Origin of the sequence: Thiocapsa sp. C2-2m, from assembly GCF_041903745.1 — a bacterium.
Lineage (GTDB): Bacteria > Pseudomonadota > Gammaproteobacteria > Chromatiales > Chromatiaceae > Thiocapsa > Thiocapsa roseilacustris.
Window position 1 is genome coordinate 1 of sequence record NZ_JBBWVD010000034.1, and the last position, 24,936, is coordinate 24,936.

Genomic DNA, 24,936 nt, shown 5'->3' on the forward strand with positions numbered 1-24,936 from the left:
GTCGGGGTTCAGGGTGGGGTTGATGCGCCTGGCGGGTCGATGGTCGGGGCCGTCGGCATGGGGGTGCCGACGGGAGGGTGTCGGGATACACATACGCATTCATGTTGGTTGACGGCATGGATCAAACGCCGTAGCGCTCCCTGTAGGCTCGGACGGCGTCGGCGAAGGCGTCGAGCTCGGGCTGCTCGTCGAGATAGGTGACGAGGTCGGTCAGGCTGACGATGCTGTAGACCGGGATGCCGAAGCTTGCGGTCACCTCGGCGACGGCCGAACGCCCGTCCAGGCCCTGCTCCTGCCGATCGAGTGCGATCACGACGCCCGCCGGCTCGGCCCCGGCATCGCGGATGATCTGCACCGATTCGCGTACCGAGGTGCCCGCGGTGATGACGTCGTCGATGATGAGGATACGCCCGGCCAAGGGGCTGCCGACGATGAGTCCGCCCTCGCCGTGATCTTTGACCTCCTTACGATTGAAGGCGTAAGCGGTGTCTCGGCCGGATTGCGCGGCGAGCGCGATGCTGGTCGCCGCCGCCAGCGGGATACCCTTGTAGGCTGGCCCGAAGAGCACATCGAAGGCCGGGGCGGCATCCAGGATGCAGCGCGCGTAAGCGCTCCCAAGCCGGGACAGCCGCTCGCCCGTGTTGAAGAGCCCGGCATTGAAGAAGTACGGGCTTTGGCGTCCGGACTTGAGCGTGAAGTCGCCGAAGCGCAATGCGCCGATCGCGGCGGCGAAGGCCAAAAATTCGCGTTGGTAATCTTTCATGCGGGGGTTCCCTATCGAAACGGCGAGGCTAAAAACCAGCAGGGCCGTAGGTTGTGCCGAGCCGTGCGAGGCACAACCAACCGTCGTTGCCGTCAGCTATCAGCTATCAGCTATCAGCTATCAGCTATCAGCTAACAGCTAACAGCTCTCCCTAAATGAGACATCGAGCATGATCGAGACACCGCTGGGGATCTACCTCACCGCTTTTCTGGTCGGCCTGCTGGGCGGCGTCCATTGTCTGTCCATGTGCGGCGGCCTGGTCGGCTCCTTGACCCTGGGATTGGACCCGCGGATCCGTCGCGACCCCTGGCTGATGCTGCCCTATCAGGCGACCTACAACCTGGCGCGCATCGCCGGATATGCCACTGCCGGCGCCTTGTTCGGCGGACTCGGCGCCCTGCTGCTCCAGCTCGATTCCTTTCAGGTCATGCAGCGCGTCCTTTACGGCCTCGCCGGGGTCGTGATGATCCTGCTCGGGTTCTATCTCGGCGGCTGGTGGCGTTTGATCGCCGTGGTCGAGCGGGCCGGCGCCGTGCTTTGGCGGCGTCTCGAGCCGCTGGGTCGACGCGTCCTCCCGGTCCGCACCCCGATGCAGGCTGCGGCCCTCGGTTATCTCTGGGCCTGGATCCCCTGCGGTCTCGTCTACAGCGTCCTCATTACCGCGGTCGCCACCGGCAGCGTCCTGAACGGGGCGCTCGTTATGCTGGCCTTCGGCGCCGGCACGCTCCCGAACCTCCTCGGCATCGGCCTCTTGGCCGGCGCCGCCGCGCGCATCTCCGAGCGCGAATGGGTCAAGCAAGTCGCCGGGCTTCTGGTTATCGGCTTCGGCCTCTACGCCCTCTGGCAGCTCTATTAAATCGCGCCCTGTCGGTCTATGCCCCGTTATCGGATGGGTCGGTGTCGTGCGCCCTGGAGAGGCCGGAGCGGGCGCGATTTAAGTGTTTTAAAAAATAATCTCTTAAACCGCGTCCGCTCAAAGGTCTGTTGGCGGCCGCATCCGTTCGCTTCAACTCGAACCCCTCCTGTCGCAACGAGACGCGGTTTAATCGGTGAAGAACTGCTGCTGGAGCTCGATCGCCACGGGCTCGGCGCCGCCCGGCGGGGTCACCTGGATCTCGAAATCGACGATCTGGAGATTCGCGATTGGAAACTGGCCGACATAGGAGACGCCTGCGCCGACGCTGATCTCGCGCATGGGGATCACGCTTGCAGGCATATTGCCGGTGCTTGCGGTGGCCTCGACGCGCGCGGGAACGTTTTCACGCGTCCCATCCGGGTGCGGCTTGACCACCGAGACGGTCAGCACACCTTTGAGCTTGCTGCGCTGGATCCGGTAGAGATCCGCGATCTCGGGGTTGAGCGTCTCGGCCGTCATGGCGTTGGCGAAGATGCTGTAGTCGCCGGCCGTGACCGGACCCTGAGCCCAAACGCTTTGTGCGGCGAGCAGTCCGGCGGTAATCAGGATCCCGAGTGTCCGTTGAATGATCATGGTGAAACCTCGTTTGGCGGATGAGATGAACCGCGTCCGTTGCGACATGCGTTATCAGCACGTGGGCTCGGACGCACATGAATCAACGACCGTCACAGAAGACGCGGTTCAGAAGTCAAAAAACGCTAAACCGCGCTCGCGCCGCGCTGCGCGACAGCACAGATCACTGCGAGCGCGGTTTATCGGCCACCGGAATCGGGAATGTCCGCGGCGCCTGAATCCGCAGCCGCTTGTATCGCGACTGCTCGCCGCCGATGAGGGACACCTTGGACGGCGCGACACCGAAGGCCTCCGCGATAAACCTCCGCAGTGCCGCATTGCCCTTGCCCTCGACCGGGGGTGCCTTGATGGCGACCCGATAATGATCCCCATCCGGTCCGATAAAGGCGTCCTTGGGTGCGCGCGGTTTCACTCGCAGCGCCAGCTCCAAGTCCTCGCCATCCCAACGGGACCAGGTCATTCCGCCTGACGGGCGGTTCGTGCAGGCTCAGAAGGGGCTGCCGACCAGCCACTTCAGCGGCGGGATCAGCAGCATCTCGAGTAGGACCAACCCGATGATCACCGCCATCGGTGAGAGATCGATCCCGCCGATGGGCTGAATCAGCCGCTGTGCCGGGCGCATGATCGGGTCCGTCAGGCGCGTCAGGAGTGCCACAGCGGGGTTGTAGGGGTCCGGATTGACCCAGCTCAGGATGACGCGAATCAGGATCCCGAACAGAAAGATGTTGAAGAAGAGCTGGATGACCGCAGGCACCGCCCACCCCAGCGCACCGAAGAGCGAGACGTTCAGCCCCAGCACCAGGACCAGCAGCCCCAGCTCGACGGATTTCAGCAGCCATGCCAGCACCAAGGCGGCCAGATCCATGCCGGCATAGCCCGGGATGACCTGACGCAGCGGGCGCAGCACGGGCGAGGTCAGCTTGACCACGAACTGCGAGATCGGGTTGTAGAAGTCGACCCGCGCCCATTGCAGCAGGAAGCGAATCGCGACCAGGGTGATATAGAGCCCGAAGAGGGTCTGGATCAGAAAAACGGCCGGGTTGGTCAGATAGGAACCGCTCATGCTTGCTCCGAAAGGCCCCGTGAGAGATCGACCGCACGATCATGCGCGGCGTGCGCGGCGCGCTTCATCAGGGCGTGCAGATCGGCTTTGAGCAGGTGCTCGAGCGCACGCTCTGTTGTACCGCCGGGCGAGGTGACACGCTCGCGCAGCTGCCCCGGTGTGTCTTCGCTCTCCACGGCCATTTTGGCCGCACCCAATGCGGTTTGGATGGTCAGGAGACGGGCGGTCTCGGCGTCCAGACCCAGCGAGATGCCGGCTTCCTCCAGCGCCTCCATAAAGAGGAAGAAATAGGCCGGGCCGCTCCCCGACAGGGCAGTCACCGCATCGATTTGGGCCTCGGTCTCGACCCAGCGGGTCAGGCCGACCGCACGCAGGATGGTCTCGGCACGATTGCGACCCTCCTCGCCGACCTCCGCACTGGCATGCAACCCGATCGCACCCGTCTGCACCATCGCCGGTGTGTTGGGCATGGCGCGCACGACCGCCATGGTGCCCCCGAGCCAGCGCTGAATCGCCTGCTCCGGTACCCCGGCCATGATGGAGATCACGAGCGGGGCACGCGCCGACGCGGCATCGGCGATCTCGGTGCAGACCTGTGCGGCGAGCTGCGGTTTGACACAGAGCACGAGTGTGTCCGCGTCGGCAAGCGCGTCCCGATTGTCGGCGAAGACCCGGACCCCGTAGCGTGCCTGGAGCATCTCGCGACGATCCGGCCCGGGATCGGCGACTTGGAGCGAGTCCGGCGCGTAGCCGTCGGCAACGAGACCGGCGATCAGACTGGTGGCCATGTTGCCGCCACCGATAAAGGCAATCCTGGTTGTCGTCATGTCGAGCCCTAAAGAGATCGGAGATTAAACCGCGCCCGGTGCGGTATGCGTCGTTTGTTGGATTGGCTTGGCCGCGCCAGCTCCGATAACTGTCGGAGCTGGCGCAGTTTAAGGTATTAAAAATAAGCCTTTTTAAACCGCGCCCCCACAAATGTCGGATAAATCCTTGCGCCCGACACAACATGAAAATGACGCATTTCACTCTGGACGCGGGTTAAGGCGAATACCGGAAACCCTCATATCAACGGCGTAGGTTGTGCCGAGCCGCGCGAGGCACAACCAACCGTCGGCGCAAGTTGTGCCTCCTATCGTCAGCACAACCTACGGGTATGGAAGTTTGCGGAAATCACCTAAGAGGAACGATCATCCCGCATTATAGGGTCGTGGCCCGAAGACTGCCGTTCCCACCCGAACCAGTGTCGCGCCTTCGAGGATCGCGGCCTCCAGGTCGTCCGACATGCCCATCGACAGACAGGCGAGCGGACGGGTCGGGGTGGCCAGCCGATCGCGCAGCAGACGCAGGGCGCGAAAGGGCGCGCGTTGAGCGTCATCGTCCTCGACCGGTGCGGGGAGCGTCATGAGTCCGCGCACATCCAAGCCGGGCAGGGCCTCGCACCCGGCAATCAGGGCCGCGACTTCGCTCGGCTCGACGCCGCCCTTGGTGGTCTCGCCGCTGACGTTGACCTGGATACAGACCTTGAGCGGGGGCAGATCGCTCGGACGTTGCTCGCTCAAGCGACGGGCGTGGGCCGGATCGGACAGACCATGGACCCAAGCGAAGTGGGTCGCGATCTGGCGGGTCTTGTTGGCCTGGATCCGGCCGATGAAATGCCACTCGATGTCGGTCAGGTCGGCGAGCAGGGCGAGCTTCTCGATTGCCTCCTGCACATAGCTCTCGCCAAATGCCCGGTGACCGGCGGCGTAGACTGCACGCACGGCCTCGGCGCCGTGGGTCTTGCTGACGGCGAGCAACGCGACGCTGTCGGACGGGCGCTGCGCCCGCTCGGCTGCCGCGCGGATGCGGGAGTGCACTTCGTCCAGACGTGTCTGGACGCCCTCGTCGCCGATCGTCTCAAGCGTTTCCATCGTCCAACCCGTCAGACGTCGGCGCCCGCCGACTCCAAGATGGCCTGCAGCGCTCGCAGGGCCTGACCCCGGTGGCTCAGCCGGTTCTTGGTCTCCGGATCCAGCTCCGCTGAGCTGCACCCCTGCGTCGGCACCCAGAAGATCGGGTCGTACCCGAAGCCGTGCTTGCCGCGCGGGGCGGCGAGGATCGAGCCCTCCCAGGTGCCTTTGCAGATGAGCGGCGTGGGGTCGGCGGGATGGCGTAGATAGACCAGAACGCACTGGAATCGGGCGGTGCGTTTGGATTCTTCTACCCCTTCCAGGTCGGCCAGCAACTTTTGCAGATTCGCGGTATCGGATGCGCCGGGCCCCGCATAGCGCGCGGAGTAGATGCCGGGCGCGCCGTCGAGTGCATCGACTTCCAGGCCGGAATCGTCGGCAAGGGCGGGAAGATCGCTGTAGCGTGCCGCGTGCCGCGCCTTGAGGATGGCATTCTCCACGAAGGTCAACCCCGTCTCTTCGATGTCCGGCACGGCAAAATCGCTTTGAGGCACCGCCTTGATGCGGGCGCTCAACAGAAGCTGATTGATCTCTCGAACCTTTCCCGGGTTGTTGCTGGCCAGGACGAGGGCCTCTCCGGCGTGCGGGATACTCATGCCATTCTCCTTGTCGACGGATCGGATGCGAGCATCCCCGTCATGCGTTTTTCAGCGCAGCGCGCTGAGCGGTCTGGATCTCGCGGATTCCGGCGGCGCCGATCGCGATGAGTGCGTCGAGCTCGGCGCGGCTGAAAGGCAGTCCCTCGGCGGTCCCCTGCACCTCGACGAAGCGGCCATCGCCGTCCATCACCAGATTCATGTCGGTCTCTGCGCCCGCATCCTCGGCATAGTCCAGATCGAGCACCGCAACGCCTTGGACGATGCCGACCGAGACGGCGGCGATCTGCGCGCGCAGCGGATCGGTCGTGATCTCTCCGCGTGCCAGCAGCCCGTCGATCGCGTCTCGCAAGGCGACCCAAGCACCCGTGATCGAGGCTGTACGGGTGCCCCCGTCGGCCTGCAGGACATCGCAGTCGAGTGTGATGGAGCGCTCCCCGAGTGCCTTTAGATCCATTGCCGCGCGCAGCGACCGACCGATCAGGCGCTGGATCTCGAGCGTGCGCCCGCCCTGTTTGCCGCGAGCGGCCTCGCGCGGACTGCGTGTATCGGTCGCGCGCGGGAGCATCCCGTACTCGGCGGTGACCCAGCCTTTGCCTTGGCCCTTGAGAAAGGGCGGAACTTGCGACTCGACGCTCGCGGTGCAGAGGACGCGCGTCTCGCCGAATTCGACCAGGACGGAGCCTTCCGCGTGGCGGGTGAAGCCGCGTGTCAATCGAATCGGGCGCAGCTCGTCGGGGCGGCGTCCGGACGGTCGGACAAGGGCGTTTGCAGGGGTGTCTGTCATGGCGATGCTCGACCTCGAAACCGGCAAGGGTGTGGCGTGGCGGGACTATTCGGATTCGCTCGGCGGTGCACCCGAAACCCTGTCCGGGCTCCGTGGCACCTCGTCGAGCACCGCCGCGAGGAGCTCTCCGGCATCCTGTGGACGGTCGCCGACCTCCATCGACATCGACCAATCGACCAGCCTGAGCAGGGGGAAAGGATACCGGTTTTTCAGCTCCACGGTGGCCGGAATCAGGGTGTCCTCCTTCTTGCGCTCGGGTGCGGGGGGCGGCGTGCGTCCTTCCATGCAGGCGCGGATGCTGGCCCCGACCGCATAGACATCGGTCCAGGTCCCGATGTGACCGTCGCGCATGTATTGCTCGATTGGGGAATAACCGGCGGTGATGACCTGTCCGCCGCGCGCACGTCCCTTCGCCAAGGGGTGAACGGCGCCGAGGTCGAGCAGCATGGGTCGATTGCCGTGTCTGAGATGAATGTTGCCCGGCTTCACATCCAGATGGACCATGGAGCGGCGATGCATCAGCGACAAGGCATCAAGTACCGGAACAAAGACATCGAGGATGAAGGTCGTACTGAGGCCGCCGCGCCGCGCCTGGACATAGGCCCCGAGATTGCGGCCCCGCTCGTTGGGCATAACCAGGTAGCCGGTATCGTTGGCGAGGAAGAAATCCAAGACTCGAACGATCGATGGGTGCTTTAAGGTGGCGAGCGCCTTGACTTCCTGAAAAAACAGCTTGCGCCCCTGATGAAGATTTTCTGCGAGCTGCGGCTCGCTCGCGGTCACGCGCCGGGCATTCTCGCGCCGCGCGATCTTCTTGGGCATGTATTCCTTGATGACAACCTCTTCGCCCGAGTCTTCGTCAAAGGCGAGGTAGATGAGACTGAACCCGCCCTGCGCGATGGTCTTAACGACTCGATAAGGACCCAGCAAGGTGCCGGCGGGAAGGCTGTCTCGGGCGACGGCCATGATGGTGCCTGTCGGTCTCCGTTCTTGGGTTGGAGATACGCATCCGGCGGGCCGCGGAAGCGTCGGTTCTTCGAAACGAATCCTGCGCCCGGGAGCGGGACAAGGCAATGGATCGCTGCGCGTGCCCTCGAGCACGTTTTCGCCTTTGCCTCGGTCACATCGACCGGGATAATGGTCGGCAGACCATCCGGCGCCATCTGCCATTACCTCGCATGCAGCCCTGCTGCCGGGCGGCGAGTCCAACGCCCCTTCCACGACAACCGATGAGACGACCCAATGATCAAAAGTATGACGGCCTTCGCGCGCGAGTCGCGGTCCGGTGATTTCGGCGAGCTGACGTGGGAGCTGCGGGCCGTCAACCACCGCTATCTCGAACCGCATCTGCGGTTGCCCGAGGAGCTGCGCGCGCTTGAAACCAGCGTGCGCACCCGCCTGGCCGCCCGTGTCCAACGCGGCAAGCTCGACTGCAACTTGCGCTACGTCCCGGCCGTCGGACTTACCGGAAGTCTGCGGGTCAACCGTGCCTTCGTCGAGCAGCTCCTGGCTGCGGGACAGGAGGTCGGCTCCATCATCGGTCGCGGGGTCGAGCCCTCGCCCTTCGAGCTGCTGCGGTGGCCAGGCGTACTCCAAGAGCAGGACCGCGATCTGGATCAGGTGACGGCCGCCGCACTGGATCTTTTGGAAACCGCCATCGACACCTTGCTCGCGACCCGCGAGCGCGAGGGCGAGCGTCTTGAATGTCTCCTGGTCGATCGCTGCGATCGCCTACAGGAGAGCGTTTCGCGTGTGCGCGCCCGGATGCCCGAGGTGATGACGAGCGTGCGCCGACGACTCGCCGATCGACTCGCCGAGCTGCGCGCCGAGCTGGACCCGGCGCGCTTGGAGCAGGAGATGGCCCTAGTCGCGGCCCGGCTGGATGTGGACGAGGAGATGGACCGTCTTCAGGCTCACGTCGCCGAGGTCCGCGACGTGCTCAAACGCTGCGAGCCGGTCGGGCGACGCCTGGATTTTCTCATGCAGGAGCTCAACCGCGAGGCCAACACCCTGGGCTCCAAGTCGGCCGATGTGGATGTCACCCGCGAGGCGGTCGAGATGAAGGTCCTGATCGAGCAGATGCGTGAGCAGGTTCAAAATTTGGAGTGACGGGGCGTTTCCGCGAGTTGTCTCGAAGCTCCCGACGACAATCACCGCAACCCTTGCCGCGACCGACAGCAGATCGCTCTGCGGTGTCACGCATGCCCCGTAGCGCTCTGCGCCCCATGCCGCGATGGCCGGAGTGACGACCAAGGCCCGCGTGCTTCTCAGGGGGCGCAAAAGACAAGACCTTTAGGCGGGGGTCTTGTTTCGATCTCCCGCCAGACGCGAGCGCATCGCGATCAGGACCAAGACGAGGGGCAGCTCGATCAGAAAGACCAGGGTCGCGAACAGCACCAGCTTGACCTGGCCCATGATCAGGGCACCCATGATGGCGACCAATCCGAGATTGCGGGTGCTGAACTCGATCAGCAGCGTGAAGCGGTCCTCGCTCGGAAGGCGCGCGAGCGAACCCACGATGAAGCCTGCCGTCATCGTGATGATACAGAAGGGCAGGGCAGTCGGAAGCGCCGCGCGGACAGCCGCCGGTAGACCCTCGTGCTGGTCGATCAGCATGAGGCTCACCAGGCAGGCAAGGCCGACGAGACTCAAGAGCCGCAAGGGGTGACCTACTGCGGCGACACCGGCCGGCCGCCACGCGCGCAAGGCCATGCCGAGCGTCAAGGGAAGGAGCATCATCAGGCTCAGTTGAACGATCATGCGCCCCGCCGGGATCGCGAGGTCCAAGATCGGGTCCGCGCCGGTCACGGGACGCGGCGCCTAGACCGACCTGTTCCTTCGTGTGACGCGGCCGGCCGCAGGATCCCCAGCTTCTGCATCCTCGAGCGCAGCGTGTTGGGATTGATTCCCAGGCGCTCCGCAGCATTGCCCTTGCCATTGATGCGCCAGCCGCAGCGCTCGCACACCGCCAGGATGTGTGCGCGCTCCACCTGCTCCAGGGTGCGGTCGTCGGCCGCAGTCTCGGGACCCGGCGCCGCGCACTGCATGGGCCTCGTCCCGTCGGCGCCGGGGAGGCGTTCGACCGACAGGGTCGAGCCCGACGAGAGGATGAGGGAGCGCTCGACGATGTTCTCCAGCTCCCGCACGTTGCCCGGCCAATCGTACGCCATCAGATCGGCGATGGCATGGTCCGGGATGCGGGTCACCTGGCGGCCCAGCTTGGCCCGTAGCTTCTCGACGAAATAGGCCGCAAGCAGGGCGATGTCCTCGCGGCGCTCGCGCAGCGGCGGCAGCGTAATGGGGAAGACCCCGAGACGATAGTAGAGGTCGGCACGAAAGGTTTCCTCTCGCGCCATCGACGCGAGATCACGATTGGTCGAGGCAATCACCCGCGCGTCGCTGCGCCGGGTCGTCGTCGAGCCCAGCCGCTCGAACTCGCCGCTCTGCAAGACCCGCAGGAGTTTCGCCTGCAGCTCCAGCGGCAGCTCGCCGATCTCGTCCAGTACCAAGGTGCCGCCGTCGGCGACTTCGAAACGGCCGACCTTGCGGGCGATGGCCCCGGTGAACGCGCCCTTCTCGTGGCCGAACAGCTCGCTCTCGATCAGTGTGGCCGGCAAGGCCGCGCAGTTGACCCGGATGAGGGGTCGCTCGGCCCTGCGGCTGCGTCTGTGGATGGCGGTCGCGATCAAGTCCTTGCCTGTGCCGGTCTCGCCCAGAACCAGGACTGTGCTGGCGGTGGGGGCGACTTGCTCCACCTGAAGCAGTACCCGCTTCAGGGCCGGGCTTTTCCCGACCAGCTCGTCGAATTCGCGGCAATGCAGCACCTCTTCTCGCCACACCGCGTTCTCCGCTTCCACCCGCTCGCGCAGGGCAAGGTTCTCCGCGAGGGCCGATTTGAGCTCCAACTCCTTACGCCGCCGAAGCATGGCATTCGAAAAGACCCCGGCCAGGAGGCGCAGGCGGCGGACTTCCGGCTCCGTCCAGATGTGCTCCTGGCGGATGGCCCCGAACGACAGCCAGCCAAGCGAGCCGCCGGTCGCGGACAGCGGAAAGGTGGCCATGGAGCGAAGCCCGAGCTTGCGCAGGGCCTCCGCGTCTGCCGCCGCCTCGGGCGGAAGATCGGTGATCCGGTTGACGACGACTGCGCTGCCAGAGCGCATCCGCGGGGCCAAATAGGGAAAGCAGGACTCGGCAACAGGCGATGGCACCGGCTCGATGCCCGGCACAGCCCAGGAGTGGGTCGTTGTGAGCTGTCCGGAGTTTTGCTCGTAACGGCCCAGCGTGCTGCGGTCGACGCCGAGGAATTGGACGATACGTCGCAGGGCATCCACGATCAGGTCGTCGAGTACCTCCGGCTCCACGTTGACGAAGGACGCCGTCAGATCGGCAAGGAGATCCTCGAAGCCGGTCGCGTTGACGAGGCCCTCTGCCACGGTATCGGCATCTCGATTGCGATTTGCGGCGGAAGGCATGGGCATCACTGAACAAGAATGCTTCGGAAGTGCCGCGAGTGTACCCGCATTTCCCCGAATCACGGTATTTCGAGAGTTACGAGATATCGTGAGAGATGCCGCTGCATGTCGTCACTCTCGGCAACGAAAAGCCTCTCTGTCTCCGAATGCTCGGTCGTCCGAATCCGGAAATCACGAAGTCCTGCAGTATCTTGATGGAATGTCGAGTAATCGTCTCAGGATTGGCCCGGATTCTGTTTCAGACCACTCCGTGACCTTTCGGATTTCACGTCTGGATACCCCCGGAGGAAGCCTCGTTAAGGTCGACGGCTGGCTGCAGGCCGACGGTATCACGGAGCTGGAGCGCGTTTGCGGCGAGCCGTCGGCGGGGCTGATCTTGGATCTCGGTGATCTGCGGCAGGCGGACGCGTCGGCCCTGGGCGCCTTGAGACGGGCTGCGGCGCGAGGCGCACGCCTCGTAAATTGCTCACCCTACCTTGCGCTGTTGCTCGGTGAACCGGCGGATCCGGCGGGTCATGATGAACATCAAAACAGGATCTTGTAAGAGATCAGAGAAAACAACGACTGGTTTTGAGGAGACTTGAAGAGCGATGCAGCTGATATTCAAAGAACAAGACCGTCGCGGCGGTCGTCCCCTCGGTCGCTTTGGCGCATCCCTGGGACTGATCCTTCTCACCCTCGGCGGCAGCCTGACCCTGGTCACGCCGGCCTCCGCGGCGGATGCGGCGAAGCCCAACGTTGTCGTCATCTGGGGCGACGACATCGGTGTGCACAATATCAGCGCCTACAACCACGGCGTCATGGGCTACGAAACGCCAAACATCGACCGTATTGCCAGCGAAGGCGGGATGTTTACGCATTACTACGCCCAGCAGAGCTGTACCGCCGGGCGTGCCGCCTTCATCCTCGGGCAGCAGCCCTTCCGCACGGGGCTCCTCACCATCGGCATGCCCGGCTCCGAGCATGGCATCCCGGACTGGGCGCCGACCCTCGGGGACCTCCTGAAGGACAAAGGGTACGCGACCGGTCAGTTCGGAAAGAATCACCTTGGCGACCGCGATAAACACCTGCCGACCGTTCACGGCTTCGACGAGTTCTACGGCAACCTCTACCACCTCAATGCGGAAGAGGAGCCCGAGACTTACCATTACCCCAAGGATCCCGAGTTCCATAAGCGGTTCGGGCCGCGCGGTGTCATCCACTCGTTTGCCGATGGCCGGATTGAAGACACCGGCCCGCTGACCCGCAAGCGCATGGAAACCGCCGACGATGTCATCGTCGGCAAGGCGCTGGATTTCATCGATCGGGCCCACGCGGACGACAAGCCGTTCTTTACCTGGATCACCACCACCCGCATGCACGTCTGGACACGCCTGAAGCCCGAATCCGAGGGCAGGACGGGCGTGGGCATCTATCCCGACGGTATGGTCGAGCACGACGACCATGTGGGTCAGATCCTGAAGAAGCTCGAAGACCTGGGCGTACTGGACAACACGATCGTGATTTACTCCACCGACAACGGCGCCGAGACCGTGACCTGGCCCGACGGCGGCATCACGCCGTTTTACGGGGAGAAGGGCACCACGTGGGAAGGCGGTATGCGGGTCCCCGCCATGGTCCGCTGGCCAGGCACGGTCAAGCCCGGTACCAAGTACAACGAGCTGATGTCCCACGAGGACTGGATCCCCACCTTGATGGCAGCGGTCGGCGAGCCGGACCTGGTGGAGAAGATGAAGCAGGGGTATTCGGCAAACGGAAAGGAGTGGCGTGTGCACCTCGACGGCCACAACTTCCTGCCGTTCTTCAAGGGCGAGACCGAGGAAAGTCCACGTAAGTCATTTCTTTACTTCGGGCAAGGCGGCGAGCTGAATGCCGTCCGCTACGGTCCGTGGAAGGTCAACTTTGCGGGTGTCGACGGCAATATCGCGCTCGGGGTCCGTCAAGCGACCAATTGGCCCTTGATCGTGAACCTTCATGAAGATCCCTACGAGATGATGCCGCATCACTCCTTGATGTACATGCGCTGGTACGTCGACAACATGTGGGTCATGGTTCCGATGCAGGAGGTCATCAAAAACTTCTTCATGACCATCCCGGATTACCCGTTCCAGGCGGGTTCCAGTCTCTCCGCAGGCAATATCGGCTACCAGACCCTGGAGAAGGCAGGGGCTTTGGAATCGCTGAAGAAGCTCGAGGCACTGAGTCGGCCCGGCAACTAAAGCGCCCTTGGTCGCCGATGTGCTATCGAGTGAAGACTGGGCGGGGCGCCGAGGCGCCTCGTCCATATCCTGCCTTGTACTAAGGTGATTTCCGCAAGATTCCATACCCGTAGGTTGTGCTGACGATAGGAAGCACAACTTGCGCCGACGTTTGGTTGTGCCTCGCACGGCTCGGCACAACCTACGGCTGCTGTATCGCCATATCGGATGGGAATTCAGCTCCGATTCCGCGTTGGACAACATTGCTTTCAGTGGGCCCCTGCTGGGCGCAACCTGGAGGTTTTGAGGCGCGGACGACACACCGTCTCGGTTCATACGTATTCATACGCGCCTGATCGCGTGCTGTTCAACCAATCATTTGGAACCCATGACATGCGATATAAGACGGCCATCCTTGCGATCCTAATGTTCTGTTGGGTCGCGACGGTTTCGTCGGAGTCCGATCCCCTGCCGTCATGGAAGGATGGGCCGGCCAAGGAATCCATCACCGCGTTCGTGACCGATGTCATCAGCGCCGACGGGCCGAATTTCGTTCCCCCTGCTCAGCGCATCGCCGTCTTCGACAACGACGGCACCCTTTGGGTGGAGCAGCCCATCTATACCCAGCTCGCGTTTGTCCTGGACCGGATCGAGGAGCTCGCGCCAGGGCATCCCGAATGGAAGGACGAGCAGCTGTTCAGGGCGGCGTTGGAAGGGAACATGAAGGTCCTCGGCGACGCCGGCATGGAGGGGCTCATGCAGCTGTTGATGGCGACGCATTCAGGCATGAGCAGCGATCGGTTCGAGATGATCGTGAGCGACTGGCTCGGTGCCGCGCAGCACCCGCGCTTCGAAAGGCCCTATACCGAGCTGGTCTACGAGCCCATGATCGAGCTTCTCGCCTACCTGCGTGCCAACGGGTTCAAGACCTTCATCGTCTCCGGAGGCGGGGCGGACTTCGTGCGCCCTTGGGCCGAGTCGGTCTACGGAATCCCGCCGGAGCAGGTGATCGGCTCTCAGATCGCGCTGCGTTTCGAGCTTCAAGACGGCAAGCCGGTCATCGTGCGCGAGTCCGAGATCGCGTTCATCGACGACAAAGCCGGCAAGCCGGTCGGCATCCAGCGCCACATCGGTCGCCGCCCGATTCTGGCCTTCGGCAACTCGGACGGCGATCTGCAGATGCTGCAGTGGACCACCGCGGGGCCCGGCCCGAGACTCGGGTTGATCCTGCATCACGACGACGCTGAACGCGAGTACGCCTACGACAGGGAGAGTCACATCGGCAAGCTCGATAACGCACTGGATCTTGCCCCCGAGAACGGCTGGGTTGTGGTGTCCATGAAGGATGCCTGGTCCCGGGTATTCTCATGGGCGCCCTGATGCGCAGGATGGCGGCGTCCTCTATCGAGCGGTATCAGCAGCGACAGCCTGATTGGCTTCGGAGTGGGTGCCTTGGGCGGAGGCCTCCTCACGGCCGCCATCATGTGGGACGACGACGATTGGAACGGCCGGCTTCAGCTTACGGCGATGACGCGATGACTCCCGACGGACACCCCGCATTCCGATGCCCCGGCGCCTTCGCGCGCGTCGGGCCGATCGCCGCGCTCGTGCTGCTCGCACTCGCGATCGGACCTCTGTCGGCCGATGCCCCGCCGACCCTGCCCGAGCTTCCGCGCACCGACGGCGCCGGCTTGCCGCCACCGCCGCCGGCCTTCGGACCCCTCGAATGGCCTCGCCTGATCGCCGAGAGCCGCCGTGCGTGTCAGGGTCCGTGCGAGACCCCCTTCGGCCAGGTGCTCGGGGTCGCCGACGGCGCCGAGGCCCGCTCGAACTGTGTCTCGACCTGCGTGCAGCCCGAGCGCAGCTTCCTTGACCTGGAGAGCGGCGAGATCGCGGTGTCGCGGGACGCGCCGCCCGACGGCTCGAAGCAGTATGTCGGCATCACCTACCAATGTGTCGGATACGCGCGGCTCTGGTGGATGAAGAACCGCTCCCTGACCTTTGGCGACGTCGACACGGCCCACGACATCCTTTATCTGACCGAGGCAACCGATCCGCGCACCGGCGCGATCGTGCCGCTGGGGCGTTCGCTCAACGGAACGGCGCGCCGCCCGCCCGAGCGTGGCGATCTGGTGGTCTATCTTGCCGATCGGGAGGATACGGAATGGCGTGCCGGGCACGTCGCCGTGGTCGTCGAGGTGGATCGCGAGCAGGGCCTGGTCGCGCTGGCCGAGGAGAACTACGACAACCGGCCTTGGCAGAATCCGCAGGCCTTCGCGCGGCGCATCCAGATGTTCGAGATCAACGGCCGCTTCACGCTGCTGGATGTCGAGCCGAGCAGCCGCTCCAGTGCCGATGGCGGTCGCATTGCCGGCTGGATGTATCCGGTGTACTGATCGTTGCGACGCAGCGCGCTTAGGTGATTTCCGCAAACTTCCATACCCGTAGGTTGTGCTGACGATAGGAAGCACAACTTGCGCCGACGGTTGGTTGTGCCTCGCGCGGCTCGGCACAACCTACGCCGTTGGTATGAGGGTTTCCGGTATTCGCCTTAGGCGCTCTCCTGAGAGTCGCGAAGCACCAAGAACTCGCACGGTAACGATAGCCTTGCAGATGCTGGTTTTACGCCGGCGGGGTTGGGTCCATGAGGCTGGCCCGCAGATCCCCGAGTGTGATCATGAGGGTCATTGGATGCAGCGGTGAGGGGTCAAATCCAAGGCGGTGGCAGAACGCCTTGGCGGATTCGTCGAGGGCATGCACGAGCAGGCCGCGAATGCCGATGGCGTCTGCAGCGCTGAGCACGCGCCGCCCGGCGTCCTGCATCAATGCCCGGCCCAGGCCCAACCCCTGATGCGAGCGGTCTACGGCCAAACGGGCAAGCACCACGACCGGGATGGGGTCCGGCATATTGCGCCGCAACCGGCCGGTCGCGAGCTCCGATGCCACTGCACTTGATGCCAAGGCTTAGAAGGCAACGACCCGCTGTGCCTCACAGACGACGAAGGTCCGCGAGGCCCCGTTTGCCTGGTTGCGCAACGCCCGTTGCTTGAGCCAGGTGTCGAGCATCTCGCGGCCACACATGAACTCGGCGCAGTGGTGCCGATCGGTCAACGGCTCCGGCGCTCCTACCGTCAAGGCTTCACCCAAGGCGGCACACTCTGCATGGTCTTGCGGAGTCGCTCGTTGGGTTGAGGAGGCGCATCGAGCCGCGCCTTGAAGGCGGCAAAGGCATCGCTGTCGACGCGCAACAGGGCCCGGTCGAGCAGCGCCTCCTCTGCCGCCCGTCGGGTGGCTTCGAGAATAAATTCGGTGCGATTCTTTCCCGTCGCATGGGCGGCGCGATCGATCAGATCACGCTCCTCGGCCTTGATGCGCAGGTTCAGGGTCTGGCGTTTGGCGGTCGGTTCGTGAATGGTCGGCATAGCGTGTCTCCCGTTTGCGCCGAGACTACCACGTCGGTAATGACGACGTCATCACAACCACAGCGGTTTTGGGAAGGCTGGTTTGCGGCGACGCGGTCGTCGCATCTCGTCTTTGAGCCAGAACTGGGGGGCTGGTCTTGAAGTCGCGCCAACCGCAGGGTGGTGTCGGCGGTCATGGCGCCGTTGCCCCGGGGCTGGCATGGATACCTCAGGCACAGACGACGCCTGGCTGTGCCGCCGCGCGACGCATGGATCCTCAGTTTTCAGTCAGGCGCGTCGGCACGGACGTCGCGGCAACCAGCGAACGATAATCCACGCCTTCGATCTCCTCGCTGTCTGCAACCGCTTCCGGGACGGGGAAGATCGGGCTTCCGGGCGACCACAGCTCGGTGCTGTCGGGGTGCTGCTCGTAGTAGTCGGGATCGGTTGTAACGCGCACTGCGGCCGGCATTCCCGGCGCTTGCCAGGACCAATCGCGCGCGCCGAGCGCCTTGGCTTGAATGCCCGGCGGCAGCAGATCGGGGCGGGCAAGCAATGCCCCGAGATCGGCCAGGTCATAACGGGCCGGCGGGCGCTCCGGCGCGTCGAGGTCGACCGCGGTGACCTCGTCGAGGTCGAATCCGGCCTGCTCGGCGGATTCCACCTCCGAGGCGATGTCCGTGACCAGGTTGGCCCTTGCCCTCTCGCGATCCTCCGGGCGGCCCAAGGCGACCTCGGTGATCGCGCGGGGCAGGCGGGCGAGGATGGGTTGGAGGCGGCCGACGAAGCTCTGGAAGAGGTTGATGCGGTGGCGCAGGGCGTCGTCAACGTCGGCTTCGACGAGACGACTTGCATACGCTCTCACCTCTTTCGGCAGTGGCTTGCGCAAGCTGAACCTGCGGTCGCCGTGGTCACGCTCGGTGAAGACCATGCGCTAGCGGCCCAATGAGTAGGTCGTGTCGAACACCTCGGCCCAGGTCAAGGTTTCGATCTGCGTTCGCTTGCCCATCTCCGCTTCCGCATCGCGCTTGGCGATGATGAATGCGCGCGCCAAGAGATCCTGCAGCACCTTCTCGTTCAAGCTGGGTGTTTCTTCTCGAATGTCGGCGATCTCGTCGCGCGCATCTTCGATCCTGGCGATCCAGCTCAGTGACCGTCGCTCCGGCTGTGCTCGCCACTTGATGATGTGCAGCATCAAGCGCACGAGTTGGCGCTTCAACGCCCGCTTTTCAGATCTGAACAAGGCTTCGATCAGCTCCTGGAGACCAAGAGTCGCTTCCGCGATGCGGCCTTCCTCGATCTCCTGCTTGATGGCCACGGCCGTTCTGTAGGGCGAATCGGTCGACAGGGTCTGCCAGTTCATGGTGACTGGATACCCTCGCTCGCTTACGGATAGAAAAGTCCATCGCCTGGCGGACCGGCTCTCTGCTTTGGCGCGGGGCGACCGAACCGGTCGTCCTTGGTCAGCTCCTTGAGCGGCTCCACGCCAACGCACCCGGCACATCCATCACACCGCATACTGCCCGAACACCTCATCGAGCTGAGGATTCGCCGTCAACGGCAATGCCTGCTTGCGCACGGCCTCGCTGTTCAGCTCCAGCCGGAAAAAGCGCTCACCGCCAGCCTTGGAGCCCTGCTTGCGGATGAGTTGGATGCGATGGAACAGATGCCCATGCTGCTCGGCGAAGCGGGCGAGCCCCAGGGCCTTCTCGAAGTTGTCCGCCAGGCTCGGATCGTGCGGCTCCAGGATGTCGAAGCGGTAGCTGACCGCGTCGCCCGCCCCGTCTTTCCGAACGATGAGCAGGTCCGGGAACATCGGTCGAACCTCGCCGCTGGTCTGATAGGGGATCTCAAGTGACCAGGGTTTGCGGTCCAGGTTGCGCAGCCAGCCGACCACATCCGGGTCGGCCAGCTCCTCGGCGAGGAGCTCGCGCTCCCAGGTTTCAAGATCGGCCCGGAAGCTGCCGTCGTCTTTCAGGTACAGGTGGCGCTCGTAGCTCGGGGCGTCCTCGGTGCGCCGGAACTCGATGCGCTGCGGCAACCGCCACTCCACCCCCACCGACTTCGCGGTCGCCAGACGTAGGCGCTCGAAGCGTCCGCGCTCCTTCTCCTTGAGCTTTCCGATCGCCTGCTTGTGCCGGTCGTAGACTGTATCAAAGGCACGCTCGGCTTTGATCTCCAACCGACCCATGACGTCGTGGTTGCGGGCCAGCACGATGACCTCGACCTTCACATCCAGGGCATCGCGGTCGCCGTTGGCATCCCAATAGGTCTGGTGGAGCCCATTGCCCAGGCGCTGGCCCGCCTCGGCGAACTGGCGCTCGATGTCCGCGTCGGACGCCTCGATTTCGTACTCGCGCACCGGGGTGACGAACTCCGCGTCTTTGTCGTCAACCAACGCCATGGGGAGATACACTGCCCGGAATCCCCGATGAACCAACTGAGCGACATGACCCACAGCGTCGAGACTTTCCTCGCGGCCCAAGAGGCCGTCGTCGCCGCGGTCGCGATGACCCCGCGCAGCGCCAACGACAAAGAATACTTCCCCCAGGACTGGCTCGCCGACCGGGTTCGGTCCCTGGGGTTGCCGCTTTACCCGCAGGGGCGCAACAGCTACCCCGACTTCTGGATCGGCGACGATGGCCACCAGCCGATCGAAGGCTACGAGGTTAAGTCGCTGGCCTTCAGCAAGGGGAAACCGGCAAGGCGGGACTACGACTCCAACAGCACGATTCCCTCCGGGCGCAAGGACGGGCGTGACTGTTTTCTGGTTTTCTTCCTTTACACCGGCAGCGGCGCCGCTCCCCGCCCGGTCCATTCCCTGTGCATCGCCCATGGCGATCTGATCAACGCCGACCACGAGACGGCCGCTGCCCATGTCAACGAAGGGATCGGGGGCTTTGGGTCCTACGGGGACGGATTTATCCGAGACCGCAAGATGTACCGCTTCCCCCACCCCCTGACCCTGGACGCCTCCGGAATCGGCCGCTGTCGGCTCATCGTCCCCGAGGAATGGGGCATCGCGGACCCGCGCCTTGCCCAGATCTGCACCCTGGAGCGAACCTTGGCCGCCCAAGCGCTGACGGGCTACTCGATCTACCTCGACGGAAAGACCAAACCCACCGCAACGACATACCAGAGACCCGACGCGGGCCAGGTCCGCCGGTTCGCCGTCTTCGAGCGCGCCTGAACTGGGCCGCAGACCCTCAGAACAACGATGGCTGAACGACTGGGGTAGCAACCGTGCCTCGGCCGGCGCGGCGGTCCGCATCCTGCCCGGCATGGAGCCTCTGGGCGATGGCCGCACAGGTGTCGATAGAAGCCTCGAAGGCGGCAAGGACCTGAGCCGGGGCACGCCCTGCGCACAGCTCCACCAAGACCTGGCTGTAGGCAACGATGCGCGCGTCGTTGAGTGATAAGCGCCGGCCCGTGGCGTTGAACCGACGCACCTTGACCCCAGCCAGCCTCTCCGCTGTCGCCAAGGCATCATCCGTCGCGACCAGGTTCCGCCGGTCCGCCGCTGCTTTGCGACAGACCATGAGCACGTCCAGGTCGATGGGGGACTTGGCGGCCAGCTTGGGCATGGCTACCGACATCTCCGCCTTCACCGGTTGCGCCTGGACCAGCTTGAACCCCGCCCGCAGGACTGCCGCCGCCACCGAGGTCCAGCCGTCCTCGCGGGAGTGGTGGTAGGAGAAGACCATCAGCCCCTCGTCCTTGAGGACGCGATGGCACTCGGCGAAAACCCCCCGAAGCTTATCGGAGAAGCGCTCGGACTCCGTGTCCTGGACCTCCGCCGGGCTCCTCGTGCTGTCGGCGCCGATGGGGTCGCCGAGCCACAATTGCTGCCAGACGTGGAAGAAGTCCGCCAGCTCGGAGTAGTGGACGTTGTCGAAGAACGGGGGGTCCGTCACCACGGCATCGACGGTGCGGTCGGGGATGTCGGTGGCCGCGGAATCACCGCAGGACAGGTATACCGTTCCCGGGGCAAGCCCGCCCTCGGGCCAGGCGTTCAGGATCTCGGCGCCCATGGGGCGACTCTTGCCGAAGAGCTTACGCCCCGCCCGCTTGCCATCCGCATCCGACAGGGCCACCTCGAAGGGCGCCGCCTTGTAGTCCAGGGCTCGCAGCAGACGGGACTGAAAGAGGTTGAGGAAGGACCCCGAAGACTTGCTCGTCCCCCACAGGTTGGCCTCGATGGGGGTGCGCTCCGGCTTGAGCACATGGTGGGAAAACATATGCCGCACCGCCCCGGTACCCTCGCCCTTGTAGCTGGCAAAGAGGTTGTTGAACTCCAACACCCCGGACAGCAGCACGAAGAGTGCGTCCCGCTCCGGCCCGGCCGGAAGCTCGCCGATCGCTCGGGCGAGAAGTCCTATCCCCAACAACTGGCGATCATTGAAGAACTGGTCCCAGTGCGTATAGCCGTAGTTCAAGACTTGGCGGGTGTTGTAGCCGATGCGGATCTCTACCCGAGGAGCGGGAAGGGCCAAGGTCTTCAGGGTGGCGCACGCCTGCGCGTAGGCGGCTTCGTCCTCTGCCGTCGCCCGCAGGTAGGCTTTGGTTCCATCCTGGCGCAGCACTAGCTTCGCATAAAGACGGTGGCGCGGAGGCTGTCCGGCCGCACGCGCCGTTTTGGCAATGGGGAAGTGGGCGCCGCAGCGGCCGCAGTCGGCGTATGCCCCTGAGGCCGGTCCCTTGTGGGGATCAAACCCCTTGCGGCATGCAGGACAGGTGACCCGGAGATCGTTGAAATCGGCAGCGGACACCTCGCCGCAGTGCGGGCAGACCACTTGGACAGTCGGAAACTTCTTCACGTAGGCGTGCTTGGCGAAGACCCGGCTGGAGAAGAGGTCAACGGTTGCGTCGCAGTCGGGGCAGTCGAGCTGCTTGACCCAGAACCAGTAGAGGACCTGGCAGGGGTCCCCTGCCGCATCTCGGCTGGAGTGGAGTGCCCGTAGCTGCGGGGCCACGGTTTCCTCGAGTCGGGCGAAATGCGCCACGAGCCGATCCCGGTCGATGTGCGCCAGGGCCGTCCGTACCGCCCGCCAGGCGACAGGGTTGATGTCCCGTCCGATCACGGTGCAACCGAGCTTGTGCGCCTCCCCGACCGTGGTGCCGCTGCCCATGAAGGGGTCGTAGACGACCGGTCCGGGGAGGCGCACAGCCCCAGCGTACAGGTCCATAACCGCCGATCCCTTCGGAGTGGCGCAGCCCAGGATTACCGCTCGAAAGACGCTCCCCAGGCGCTGCGCCCACCATTTGTGGGTGTGGTAAACCGGGCGCCAAACCTCCTTGCGCCAGCTTTCCACCTCGGCGATGTCGCTCAGGTGCTCAAAGGGGAAGCCGTCCTCGATCACCCTCTCCCCCGGACCCCCGAGCACGGGCGCGCCGTAAGGCGTCCCGGGTTCCGTGACCATCATCCCGGCCAGATCCGTCAGGGCACCGGCCACCTGATGCGGGTCCTGCTCGACCAGTCGCCTTAGAGACGGAGGGAGGCGGCCCGAGACCAACAACAGCTCATCCAGGGGGACCCCCAGAGCATCCGCCAGCTTAGCCAGGAGGGCATCAGAAGGCGGAGCTGCCCCCGCCTCGACCCGGGACAAGTGCGCAACGTCGACGGCACAACGGGACGCCAAGGCACGTAACGACAGCCCGACATCGTCGCGGCGGGACTTGAGAATATCGGCGATGTTCATGTCCCTAGCCTAGGTGGCGTTGACTTTTTAGTCAACAGTCTCGGCGATACCGCCGGCGCGGGAGCACAATCGAGAGGAGCGCAGCTTACCACCACATCACGTTACGATCGACAGCCGAATCCAAGGCTTCCAGGCATTCGGCGGATCGATCATGAGGCCGAACGTCTTCGTCTTTCGTGCCTCGGCCCATTCGCGCTTGAGCTGCTCACGCAGCCTGGGCTCCTGGATTTGGGCGATCAGATCGTCGATGGCTGACAAGGCGAATCCCTGTTGTGTTCTGCGTCGATTCCGGCTCGGCGGCTGCGCCGAGGCTGCCCGAGGGCTAAGCGGCGATCTGCTCGTAGGAGAAGGTCGGGATGTCGGCACGCTCGGAGGCGTGCTCGATGGTCATAGCGCAGATCGCGCCGCGGTCGTCCAGGTCGATCACCGTGTCCTCGTCCAGGTCACGTGTCTCCGATACCAGGGCGGGACGCAACTCGATGTAGAGCGTATCCGTGTCTTGGAAGTAGCGGATCTTCATGGCTTGTATCCCCTGTCGAAAAAGGCGTTGTGGACGGTCTCGCCGTCGGGGAGCAGCACGATCCGTAGCGCTCGGCCCTCGGCCTCCTCGATTCGCAACCATCGGTGGATTCACGATTGACGCAGCAGGATTTGGAGCCCCGCCTGGGTAAAGTGGTGGTCTGTCGTGAAGACCTGATGGATGCCGTGATCGGAGGCAACGACCACGCTGATGGAATCCGTCAGGCTCCAATCCTTGTCCGACATTTGCCGAAACAGGGTGAGCCCCCGGTCGAACAGGTCACGATCCACCTCAAGGCACTCCCATCGGGGGGACCGGCGAGCAATTTCGATCAATCGCAGTGCAACCGACTTGTAGGCCGCTCGGCTGAAGGTGTTCCCGACCTCCAGCAGGACCGCATCCGTGGTCACGAAGCGGCACCCCGAGAGTGTGAGCTGTCGACTGACCTTAACGGCCTGCGGATGCCACTGGTCTTGCCTGTTGCCCAAAGCAACCAGGGCGGCGGTATCGACGAAGACCCGCGTCATTTACAGGGTGCCGAGATAGTGGTCATGCCGCTCCGCGAGGTCCGTCACGCCCGTATCGACCGCAACCCCTTCGATGTCCTCAAGGAGTGCCCACCACTGGTCCTGGTCCAATCCCCCGTCCAAGGATTGGACCAGCAAGCCAATGACGAACCGCTGTGGGTCGGGCAGGGCATTGAGCCTGGCGGCCAGGGGATCGGGGATATCCAATGTGATCTGCATATACGCCTCGCGCAGGCTGGGGTTAGTGGGTCAACTCGACGAGACTGGGCAAAGCTTGTGCGCCCTATCACGCCAACCGATGACTTACTTTGCGTTTCTCAAGCGTCGAGGTCAATCAACAGGGATTGCGAGGGTCAGGTTCGGCATGAGGTTGACTCAGCGAGGTGTTGGCGCGCCGGGGGATCGGTCTGAATTCGGATGCGACATCGATCCTTCCGGTTGCCAAGCGTCACCAGGCGTCGGCTGGCGCACCAGACGCGCAGTGGGCGATGCGCCGGGAAGGGAGTCATCGGCGTCCGCTCGCGCAGGCCCTCCAGGCCGATCTCGGCGATGGGCAACCAGGTCTCGATCAGGCGGGTGGTCATAGGGTGTCGGATAAGTCGGCAAATGGATCGGTCAATGGCAGCGAGCCATTGATGGGCCATTTCGGCACGCGAAATGGCTCAGAGAATGGAATTGCGCGTCTTTCGCGCTCATTTAACGCCCGTCCAGCGATACTGGGCGCCACGGCCACTTCCGGGCTCGGCGATTTCCGCGACCTGTCCGGGACAGGTCTGTGCCGATGCGCCCTGGGATGTTGGCGCAGCGGTCGTCGAACTCCCCAGAACGAAAGCAGCCGGCGAGCGCCTCGGGTCGTAGAGCGTGGAATTCGGGATTGCGTGGGTCAAGTTCGGCATGAAGTTGACTCCGCGAGGTGAATCAACGGCGACGTATTGACCACCAGCCGCAGCTCGTCCCCGCTCATGGGGCCTTGGGCTCGCCAGACGCAGCGAGGCCAAGCTCTCGCACCAGGCTGTCGTCATCCAGGACAAAGACGTCCGCACCCTCTCGGACCAGGGCATGAATGAAATCGCGCCTGTTCAGACCGGCCAACTCCGCCGCGCGCTCCTGCGACATCAGTCCGCGCCCGTACCAGTGGATGGCGGCGGCCAGTTTCATCTCGCGGCCAAGCTCGGCCGGCGAACGCCGCAAGGCGGACAGTGCGGATTCCGGGATCGCGAGCGTCAAATTCGGCATGAGGTAGCCTCCGCCCGGTCTTGGAGCGCCCGGGATTGCTGTGAGTGTGGATGCCGCTGGTCCTGGTCCAGTCCCCGGTCCAAGGGCAGCGCCCGCCAACCAGCGATGAACCGCCGTGGATCCAGGGTATCGAGGCGGACAGCCAGGGGATCGAGGACATCAAGTGTGATCTACATCGTCGCCCGCCGCAGGTTTGGATTCGTTTCCATGTCGTTTCCGATGGTTTGCTTTAA

Annotated in this window: 31 protein-coding genes; 7 read left to right on the forward strand and 24 right to left on the reverse strand. The window is 64.3% G+C overall.

The features are described from left to right. Positions 1-121 precede the first annotated feature (121 nt). Positions 122-763, reverse strand: a complete 642-nt coding sequence (gene pyrE, locus AADX97_RS22215) for an orotate phosphoribosyltransferase (RefSeq protein ID WP_374238586.1) — start codon at positions 761-763, stop codon at positions 122-124. A gap of 169 nt (positions 764-932) precedes the next feature. On the opposite strand from pyrE, the gene AADX97_RS22220 reads away from it, so the two are divergent. Continuing rightward, on the forward strand, positions 933-1,619 hold the full coding sequence (locus AADX97_RS22220; protein WP_374236334.1) for a sulfite exporter TauE/SafE family protein: 687 nt from the start codon (positions 933-935) through the stop codon (positions 1,617-1,619). 186 nt (positions 1,620-1,805) lie between these two features. Here the strand turns inward: AADX97_RS22220 and AADX97_RS22225 are convergent, their stop codons facing one another. The 8 genes from AADX97_RS22225 to AADX97_RS22260 all read right to left on the reverse strand — a co-directional run bounded on the left by AADX97_RS22225 (position 1,806) and on the right by AADX97_RS22260 (position 7,616). Next, positions 1,806-2,252 carry a DUF4426 domain-containing protein gene (locus AADX97_RS22225; RefSeq protein ID WP_374236333.1) on the reverse strand — a complete coding sequence of 149 codons (447 nt, stop codon included), beginning with the start codon at positions 2,250-2,252 and terminating at the stop codon, positions 1,806-1,808. Positions 2,253-2,415: 163 nt separating this feature from the next. Beyond that, entirely contained in the window at positions 2,416-2,712 is a 297-nt protein-coding gene (locus AADX97_RS22230; RefSeq protein WP_374236332.1) for a DUF167 domain-containing protein, read from the reverse strand. Between the two features lie 27 nt (positions 2,713-2,739). Next, complete coding sequence (locus AADX97_RS22235; RefSeq protein ID WP_374236331.1) at positions 2,740-3,315, reverse strand: YggT family protein; 576 nt, start codon at positions 3,313-3,315, stop codon at positions 2,740-2,742. Continuing rightward, the gene (proC, locus tag AADX97_RS22240; RefSeq protein WP_374236330.1) at positions 3,312-4,142 is read right to left on the reverse strand and encodes a pyrroline-5-carboxylate reductase; all 831 of its coding nucleotides are present in this window, start codon (positions 4,140-4,142) and stop codon (positions 3,312-3,314) included. Before proC ends, AADX97_RS22235 begins: the two co-directional genes overlap by 4 nt. 363 nt (positions 4,143-4,505) lie before the next feature. Continuing rightward, positions 4,506-5,228 carry a YggS family pyridoxal phosphate-dependent enzyme gene (locus AADX97_RS22245; protein ID WP_374236329.1) on the reverse strand — a complete coding sequence of 241 codons (723 nt, stop codon included), beginning with the start codon at positions 5,226-5,228 and terminating at the stop codon, positions 4,506-4,508. A gap of 11 nt (positions 5,229-5,239) precedes the next feature. After that, a complete protein-coding gene (locus tag AADX97_RS22250; protein WP_374236328.1) occupies positions 5,240-5,863 on the reverse strand; it encodes an XTP/dITP diphosphatase in 624 nt (207 codons plus the stop codon). Between the two features lie 40 nt (positions 5,864-5,903). Continuing rightward, entirely contained in the window at positions 5,904-6,650 is a 747-nt protein-coding gene (gene rph / locus AADX97_RS22255) for a ribonuclease PH (protein ID WP_374236327.1), read from the reverse strand. A gap of 45 nt (positions 6,651-6,695) precedes the next feature. Next, positions 6,696-7,616: a serine/threonine protein kinase gene (locus AADX97_RS22260; protein ID WP_374236326.1), complete on the reverse strand. Its 921-nt coding sequence runs from the start codon at positions 7,614-7,616 to the stop codon at positions 6,696-6,698. A 276-nt stretch (positions 7,617-7,892) separates the two neighbouring features. On the opposite strand from AADX97_RS22260, the gene AADX97_RS22265 reads away from it, so the two are divergent. Further along, entirely contained in the window at positions 7,893-8,759 is an 867-nt protein-coding gene (locus AADX97_RS22265; protein WP_374236325.1) for a YicC/YloC family endoribonuclease, read from the forward strand. 183 nt (positions 8,760-8,942) lie between these two features. Here AADX97_RS22265 and AADX97_RS22270 read toward each other — a convergent pair whose 3' ends face one another. Further along, on the reverse strand, positions 8,943-9,410 hold the full coding sequence (locus tag AADX97_RS22270) for a hypothetical protein (protein ID WP_374236324.1): 468 nt from the start codon (positions 9,408-9,410) through the stop codon (positions 8,943-8,945). Positions 9,411-9,454: 44 nt separating this feature from the next. Beyond that, positions 9,455-11,083, reverse strand: a complete 1,629-nt coding sequence (locus tag AADX97_RS22275; protein ID WP_374236323.1) for a sigma 54-interacting transcriptional regulator — start codon at positions 11,081-11,083, stop codon at positions 9,455-9,457. A gap of 289 nt (positions 11,084-11,372) precedes the next feature. Between AADX97_RS22275 and AADX97_RS22280 the strand changes: the two genes are divergently transcribed. From AADX97_RS22280 to AADX97_RS22295, 4 genes are all read left to right on the forward strand, one after another. Further along, positions 11,373-11,666, forward strand: coding sequence for a hypothetical protein (locus tag AADX97_RS22280; protein ID WP_374236322.1), 294 nt, complete (start codon positions 11,373-11,375; stop codon positions 11,664-11,666). 46 nt (positions 11,667-11,712) lie between these two features. After that, the gene (locus AADX97_RS22285) at positions 11,713-13,341 is read left to right on the forward strand and encodes an arylsulfatase (RefSeq protein ID WP_374236321.1); all 1,629 of its coding nucleotides are present in this window, start codon (positions 11,713-11,715) and stop codon (positions 13,339-13,341) included. A 372-nt stretch (positions 13,342-13,713) separates the two neighbouring features. After that, positions 13,714-14,700 carry an HAD family hydrolase gene (locus AADX97_RS22290; protein ID WP_374236320.1) on the forward strand — a complete coding sequence of 329 codons (987 nt, stop codon included), beginning with the start codon at positions 13,714-13,716 and terminating at the stop codon, positions 14,698-14,700. 155 nt (positions 14,701-14,855) lie between these two features. Further along, positions 14,856-15,716 (forward strand): CHAP domain-containing protein, encoded by an 861-nt coding sequence (locus tag AADX97_RS22295; RefSeq protein WP_374236319.1) that lies wholly within the window; start codon positions 14,856-14,858, stop codon positions 15,714-15,716. Between the two features lie 226 nt (positions 15,717-15,942). Here the strand turns inward: AADX97_RS22295 and AADX97_RS22300 are convergent, their stop codons facing one another. The 6 genes from AADX97_RS22300 to AADX97_RS22325 all read right to left on the reverse strand — a co-directional run bounded on the left by AADX97_RS22300 (position 15,943) and on the right by AADX97_RS22325 (position 19,137). Then, a complete protein-coding gene (locus AADX97_RS22300; protein WP_374236317.1) occupies positions 15,943-16,227 on the reverse strand; it encodes a GNAT family N-acetyltransferase in 285 nt (94 codons plus the stop codon). Positions 16,228-16,284: 57 nt separating this feature from the next. Then, entirely contained in the window at positions 16,285-16,431 is a 147-nt protein-coding gene (locus AADX97_RS22305) for a hypothetical protein (RefSeq protein ID WP_374236316.1), read from the reverse strand. A gap of 20 nt (positions 16,432-16,451) precedes the next feature. Next, positions 16,452-16,742 (reverse strand): DUF1778 domain-containing protein, encoded by a 291-nt coding sequence (locus AADX97_RS22310; RefSeq protein ID WP_374236315.1) that lies wholly within the window; start codon positions 16,740-16,742, stop codon positions 16,452-16,454. A gap of 256 nt (positions 16,743-16,998) precedes the next feature. Beyond that, positions 16,999-17,652 (reverse strand): hypothetical protein, encoded by a 654-nt coding sequence (locus tag AADX97_RS22315; RefSeq protein ID WP_374239323.1) that lies wholly within the window; start codon positions 17,650-17,652, stop codon positions 16,999-17,001. A 3-nt stretch (positions 17,653-17,655) separates the two neighbouring features. After that, positions 17,656-18,084 carry a DUF29 family protein gene (locus tag AADX97_RS22320; RefSeq protein ID WP_374236313.1) on the reverse strand — a complete coding sequence of 143 codons (429 nt, stop codon included), beginning with the start codon at positions 18,082-18,084 and terminating at the stop codon, positions 17,656-17,658. Positions 18,085-18,228: 144 nt separating this feature from the next. After that, the gene (locus tag AADX97_RS22325) at positions 18,229-19,137 is read right to left on the reverse strand and encodes a hypothetical protein (RefSeq protein WP_374236312.1); all 909 of its coding nucleotides are present in this window, start codon (positions 19,135-19,137) and stop codon (positions 18,229-18,231) included. Positions 19,138-19,152: 15 nt separating this feature from the next. Here AADX97_RS22325 and AADX97_RS22330 point away from each other — a divergent pair, with 15 nt between their 5' ends. Beyond that, positions 19,153-19,911, forward strand: a complete 759-nt coding sequence (locus AADX97_RS22330; protein ID WP_374236311.1) for a hypothetical protein — start codon at positions 19,153-19,155, stop codon at positions 19,909-19,911. A gap of 16 nt (positions 19,912-19,927) precedes the next feature. Here AADX97_RS22330 and AADX97_RS22335 read toward each other — a convergent pair whose 3' ends face one another. The 7 genes from AADX97_RS22335 to AADX97_RS22365 all read right to left on the reverse strand — a co-directional run bounded on the left by AADX97_RS22335 (position 19,928) and on the right by AADX97_RS22365 (position 24,703). Then, positions 19,928-22,420 carry a DNA methyltransferase gene (locus AADX97_RS22335; protein WP_374236310.1) on the reverse strand — a complete coding sequence of 831 codons (2,493 nt, stop codon included), beginning with the start codon at positions 22,418-22,420 and terminating at the stop codon, positions 19,928-19,930. A gap of 96 nt (positions 22,421-22,516) precedes the next feature. Continuing rightward, a complete protein-coding gene (locus AADX97_RS22340; RefSeq protein ID WP_374236309.1) occupies positions 22,517-22,678 on the reverse strand; it encodes a hypothetical protein in 162 nt (53 codons plus the stop codon). 64 nt (positions 22,679-22,742) lie between these two features. After that, a complete protein-coding gene (locus AADX97_RS22345) occupies positions 22,743-22,940 on the reverse strand; it encodes a DUF2283 domain-containing protein (RefSeq protein WP_374236308.1) in 198 nt (65 codons plus the stop codon). Positions 22,941-23,050: 110 nt separating this feature from the next. Further along, positions 23,051-23,467 carry a type II toxin-antitoxin system VapC family toxin gene (locus tag AADX97_RS22350; protein ID WP_374236307.1) on the reverse strand — a complete coding sequence of 139 codons (417 nt, stop codon included), beginning with the start codon at positions 23,465-23,467 and terminating at the stop codon, positions 23,051-23,053. Next, positions 23,468-23,686 carry a hypothetical protein gene (locus tag AADX97_RS22355; protein ID WP_374236306.1) on the reverse strand — a complete coding sequence of 73 codons (219 nt, stop codon included), beginning with the start codon at positions 23,684-23,686 and terminating at the stop codon, positions 23,468-23,470. A 134-nt stretch (positions 23,687-23,820) separates the two neighbouring features. After that, on the reverse strand, positions 23,821-24,051 hold the full coding sequence (locus AADX97_RS22360) for a hypothetical protein (RefSeq protein WP_374236305.1): 231 nt from the start codon (positions 24,049-24,051) through the stop codon (positions 23,821-23,823). Between the two features lie 376 nt (positions 24,052-24,427). Beyond that, positions 24,428-24,703 carry a UPF0175 family protein gene (locus AADX97_RS22365; RefSeq protein ID WP_374236304.1) on the reverse strand — a complete coding sequence of 92 codons (276 nt, stop codon included), beginning with the start codon at positions 24,701-24,703 and terminating at the stop codon, positions 24,428-24,430. Between the last annotated feature and the right edge of the window lie 233 nt (positions 24,704-24,936).